The 4,479-nt window shown below is 40.7% G+C and carries 4 protein-coding genes and 1 pseudogene; 4 read left to right on the top strand and 1 reads right to left on the bottom strand.

The features are described 5' to 3' along the window. Window positions 1-274: 274 nt before the first annotated feature. The 4 genes from IQ229_RS14530 (at window position 275) to IQ229_RS14515 (ending at window position 3,994) form a co-directional block, all read left to right on the top strand. Window positions 275-2,935 carry a CHAT domain-containing protein gene (locus IQ229_RS14530; RefSeq protein ID WP_228013471.1) on the top strand — a complete coding sequence of 887 codons (2,661 nt, stop codon included), beginning with the start codon at window positions 275-277 and terminating at the stop codon, window positions 2,933-2,935. Between the two features lie 225 nt (window positions 2,936-3,160). Next, window positions 3,161-3,457, top strand: coding sequence for an SDR family oxidoreductase (locus IQ229_RS14525; RefSeq protein ID WP_322743991.1), 297 nt, complete (start codon window positions 3,161-3,163; stop codon window positions 3,455-3,457). Between the two features lie 47 nt (window positions 3,458-3,504). After that, window positions 3,505-3,654: a hypothetical protein gene (locus IQ229_RS14520; protein ID WP_194044804.1), complete on the top strand. Its 150-nt coding sequence runs from the start codon at window positions 3,505-3,507 to the stop codon at window positions 3,652-3,654. A gap of 103 nt (window positions 3,655-3,757) precedes the next feature. After that, window positions 3,758-3,994 (top strand): cupin domain-containing protein, encoded by a 237-nt coding sequence (locus IQ229_RS14515; RefSeq protein WP_194044802.1) that lies wholly within the window; start codon window positions 3,758-3,760, stop codon window positions 3,992-3,994. Here the strand turns inward: IQ229_RS14515 and IQ229_RS14510 are convergent. Beyond that, window positions 3,962-4,221, bottom strand: a pseudogene (locus tag IQ229_RS14510) (transposase); the annotation flags it as partial. The gene IQ229_RS14515 and the pseudogene IQ229_RS14510 sit on opposite strands and share 33 nt — an antisense overlap. Window positions 4,222-4,479: the final 258 nt, after the last annotated feature.

Raw genomic sequence — 4,479 nt, 5'->3', positions numbered from 1 at the left:
ATTCCTTTAGTTTCTGTTGATACTCAAGGTAATACATGGCAAGAGAATGGGCTGTATTTTTTTGTACAATATAATCCCTTTTAAGCTTACACAAAGGAGCTAATGCGTTGCGTGGAGAATATCGATTTACAACAACTATTACCATGTTGTAGCTACAACTTCATCCAAAGCGACACATAATAATACATGGTTTTTATAATTAATTATCATAAACAAATACAAAATTTATTTTTTAATCTATATGAAGTTTTTTAAATACTTGCTATTATCATTTTTGACTATATTTTTCTGTGTATTTTCATTTGCTATTTTCGACTCTTCTATTTTTTTTACAGCAGCCTTTGCCAAATCCAAAGTTTTATATTTTCCTGCTGTAGGAACAAAACCTGCTGTTAACCAAACCCAAATTTTTAGTTTAGTGCAGCAAAGTCAAGCACTTTATGAAGGGGGAGAGTTTACAGAAGCAGTACAACTTCTAAAAAAAGCAGCAGACGAATTTAAAGCTAATAATAATGTATTGAATGAAGCTATAGCTTTGACTAACCTTTCCTTAGCGTATCAGCAGTTAGGACAATGGCAACAAGCGAATGAAGTCATTTCACAAACTATTAAATTATTACAAAGTCTAAAAGATTCAGATTCTTCACAAGAGCAATCGCAAGTCTTTGCTCAAGCTTTAGATGTTCGAGGTGGGCTGGAGTTAGCACAGGGGCAAACTGAAGTAGCCCTAAATACTTGGCAATCAGCAGCTAAAATTTATCAGCAATTAGATGATATATCAGCGCTAATTCGCAATCGCATTAATCAAGCCCAAGCAATGCAAGCTTTGGGGAATTATCTCCAAGCAGATCACACTTTAACCTCACTGCGAGAAAATCTGCAAAAACAAGCAGATTCTGCTGTTAAAGCTAGAGGATTGTATAGTTTAGGGAATGTATTGCGAAGTTTGGGCTATTTAAGCGATTCGCACAAAATCCTAGAAGAAAGTTATTCTGTGGCTGAGAAAGTGGGAAGTGCGATGCCTACGGCGGGCGGGTACGCCATCGCTCAAAGTAATGCTTTACTGAGTTTAGGTAATACAGCCCGCGCTCAAATCTACGCTCAACTGAGTTTAGGGAACTCAAGCAGTGCTAAGGATTATGCTCAAACAGCGATCCAATACTATCAACAAGCAGTGAAGATTGGAGCTACGATACCCACTGTGCGGCTCCAGGCTCAACTGAATTTATTAAGACTATTGGTAGAGCAAGAAGAAGTTAGTACAGCAAAAGCTTTATTGGCGCAAATTCAGTCTCAGATAGACAATTTGCCTCCAAGTCGCACGGCTGTTAACTACCGGATTAATTTTGCCCAAAGTTTGAGCAAAATGAAACAAAACTCAGTTGAGCCAAAAGATGTTGCTAAAATGCTAGCGCAAGCTGTGCAAGTGGCTAAGAGTTTAAAAGATCAACGAAGCGAATCTTATGCCCTTGGTATTCTTGGTGAACTGTATGAACAAACTGGACAGTTATCTGATGCCAAAGGTCTTACACAGCAAGCCTTGGTAGAAGCTGAGTCTATTGATGCCCAAGACATTGCTTATCAATGGCATTGGCAGATGGGGCGGATACTGCAAAAGCAATCCAATATCCCGGCAGCAACAGATGCTTATAGTCGAGCTTACAACGCTCTCAAGTCTCTTCGTAATGATTTAGTTGCGATTAATCCTGACGTACAATTTTCTTTCCGTGAGAGCATAGAACCTGTGTATCGGCAGTATGTTGATTTACTATTGCAACTTCAAGAAAATACGATTCAAAAGCCAGATAATCTCATTCAAGCTCGTCAGGTAATCGAATCTCTTCAATTAGCAGAATTAGATAATTTCTTTCGTTCGCCCTGTTTGATACCAAGAGTTGACCTTGATAAATTAGTTGAAAAAGAAAAATCCACAACTGTTATCTATCCAATTATTTTAGATAATCGGCTAGAAATTATTACTAGGCTGCCAGGGCAAGATACAATCTACCGTAAAACAGCTAAAATTCCTAAAAATATATTAGAAAAGACTGTAGAGCAACTACAGAAAGATTTGCCTGTAGCTAGCCGAGAGCCTGATGTTAAGCAGCGCTCACAACAGTTATATGATTGGTTAATTAGACCTATTGAAGCAGATTTAGTAAGCAAAGGTATAACATCCCTAATATTTGTGCTAGATGGTTCTTTGCGGAATATCCCAATGGGAATTCTTTACGATCAACAACAGCAGAAATACTTAATAGAAAAGTATGCTATTTCTTTGATGCCTGGACTACAACTTCTTCCTCCTAAATCTTTACACAACGTGCCCGTAAACGCTTTAGTGGCTGGAGTCGATCAAAAACGCTTGATTGAAGGTAAATCATTTCCTGAACTTTTAAATGTTACTCAGGAATTAAAACAAATTCAATCTTCAGTTAAATCAAGTAAACAACTTTTAAATCAAGAATTCACGAAAACTAATCTGCAAAACCAAATTCAATCTACCTCCTTTTCAATAGTACATCTAGCTACTCACGGGCAATTTAGTTCAGATATTGAACAAACCTATATTCTTACCTGGGATAGCCTACTAAAAGTTAGGGAGTTAGATAGTTTATTACGGGCTAGAGGTGAAAGCCGACCCGAAACAATTGAATTACTTGTCCTTAGTGCCTGTAAAACTGCTACGGGGGACAAACGAGCTGCTTTAGGGTTAGCTGGAGTTGCGGTACGGGCAGGCGCACGTAGTACATTAGCTACTTTGTGGACAATAGATGATGAGTCTACTAGTGAATTTATGGGTGAATTATATCGGCAATTGGATGCTGGAGTCACTAAAGCTCAAGCTCTGCAACGCGCTCAACTTGCAATTCTAGCTAAAGAAAATCGCCCATATTTTTGGGCACCTTATGTTCTTCTGGGTAATTGGTTGTAATTATTTAATCCCAAACTAGAGGCTGCAACTTCAACAAAACGTCAGCGACTTTATTGCACTTTACTGAAAGTTATTGCTCACAAGGCTGTTCCTGATCGCCCTGCTAGAAACGAACCACGAGTCCTTTTACCTCGCCCCAAAATTTACCCCTTGATGGCCAAACCCCGGCATCAGTTAAGCAAGCAATTACAAACCGCTTAACCATAAGCGTTTCGTCTTTTCTTAGTGCCATTCGCCGCTGTGCGATCGTTTGCCCGTAATTGGATACTCGACCTCAAAGAGCGCAAGATCCGGGTTAACGCCATTAGTCCTGGTGTCGTGCCTACTCCTGGCTACAATCTCATGGGACTGAATGATGAACAGGTGCAGGAATTCGTGGACAGCCAAGCCGTCACCATCCCACTAGGACGAGTAGGCACGCCCGATGAGATTGCCAAAGCCGTTGTCTTTCTGGCTTCAGATGACAGCAGTTTTGTGAACGGCATCGAACTGTTTGTCGATGGCGGTATGGCACAGGTTTAAAATGCCTAAAAATACCCATCACTAAAACCCTTGAGGAGTTCGCTGCGATGAATGCAAATAACGGCATCATCAGTCAGTATATCGAAACCATTGATCGTTTAGAAGCTATCTTTCAGGCAAAAAGTATCACCATTTTTGCCCGGATTGATCAACTTGAAGCCTTACCCAAAAGTTGGCGCGACTATTTCCGGCGGTAGCGTGTTTCCATCTAAATTGACCGCACGATAGACGGTGGAGAAGCATTGTCTACCATCATTAACACTAATTTACGAATAAACAACTTGTTTACTTGGAGACTACATGACAATCAACCAAAACGGACTTTTCGTTGAACCAGGTCAAGGTCATTGCTACTGGTTTGGTCAAGACCTCTATACTTTCAAGGCAGTTGGTGAAGATACAGGTAAAGCTTATGCGCTTTGTGAGATTGTTGTTGCACCTCAAGGTGGTACCCCTCCCCACCGACACACTAGAGAAAATGAATCATTGAGGATGGCAAGACGATCGCTTAGCGGCTTGAGCAAAGTTTTCTCCTGAATAGCCTTGATCTACCCAAATAACTTCCAATTTAGACAATTCCTCGGCCGTTTCATGCAGTACAACCACAGCACCTAAACGTTCTGACGCATTGGCTTCAGTCACTAAAACGCCAATCAGCAACCCTTGAGAATCTACAACTATATGTCGTTTACGTCCTCTAACCTTCTTACCACCATCGAAACCGTAGACCTCCCCTTTTTTTCCGTGGTCTTCACAGAGATCGAGAATCAGCGATGTCTTCGACGGGCTACGCCCGCCGGAGGCATCGCCAAACTTCTTGGTTAACATTAAGATAGCCTGCGTCAACTGGTCGCCGACGTGGCCAAAGAATGCATCTTCAGACGCATTACCTACTGTCTTTATGATGCCCAATCGCCTTTAACAGATCGTCTATTATAGCATATATGGCAATTATTTCATTTAGCATATAGCCCTCCTAATTTTCTTCTTGGAGGGCATTTTATTGCTTAACACACCCATTG

This window comes from Nostoc cf. edaphicum LEGE 07299 (genome assembly GCF_015207245.1).
Lineage (GTDB): Bacteria > Cyanobacteriota > Cyanobacteriia > Cyanobacteriales > Nostocaceae > Nostoc > Nostoc edaphicum_B.
The sequence above is the reverse complement of the archived record's forward strand: the minus strand, read 5'-3'. Positions and strand labels throughout refer to the sequence as shown.

Bases quoted from the DNA above. Each gene is read 5' to 3' on its own strand.
- IQ229_RS14520 (WP_194044804.1), top strand. From the start codon at position 3,505: ATGAATGCAAATAACGGCATCATCAGTCAGTATATCGAAACCATTGAT.
- IQ229_RS14515 (WP_194044802.1), top strand. From the start codon at position 3,758: ATGACAATCAACCAAAACGGACTTTTCGTTGAACCAGGTCAAGGTCAT.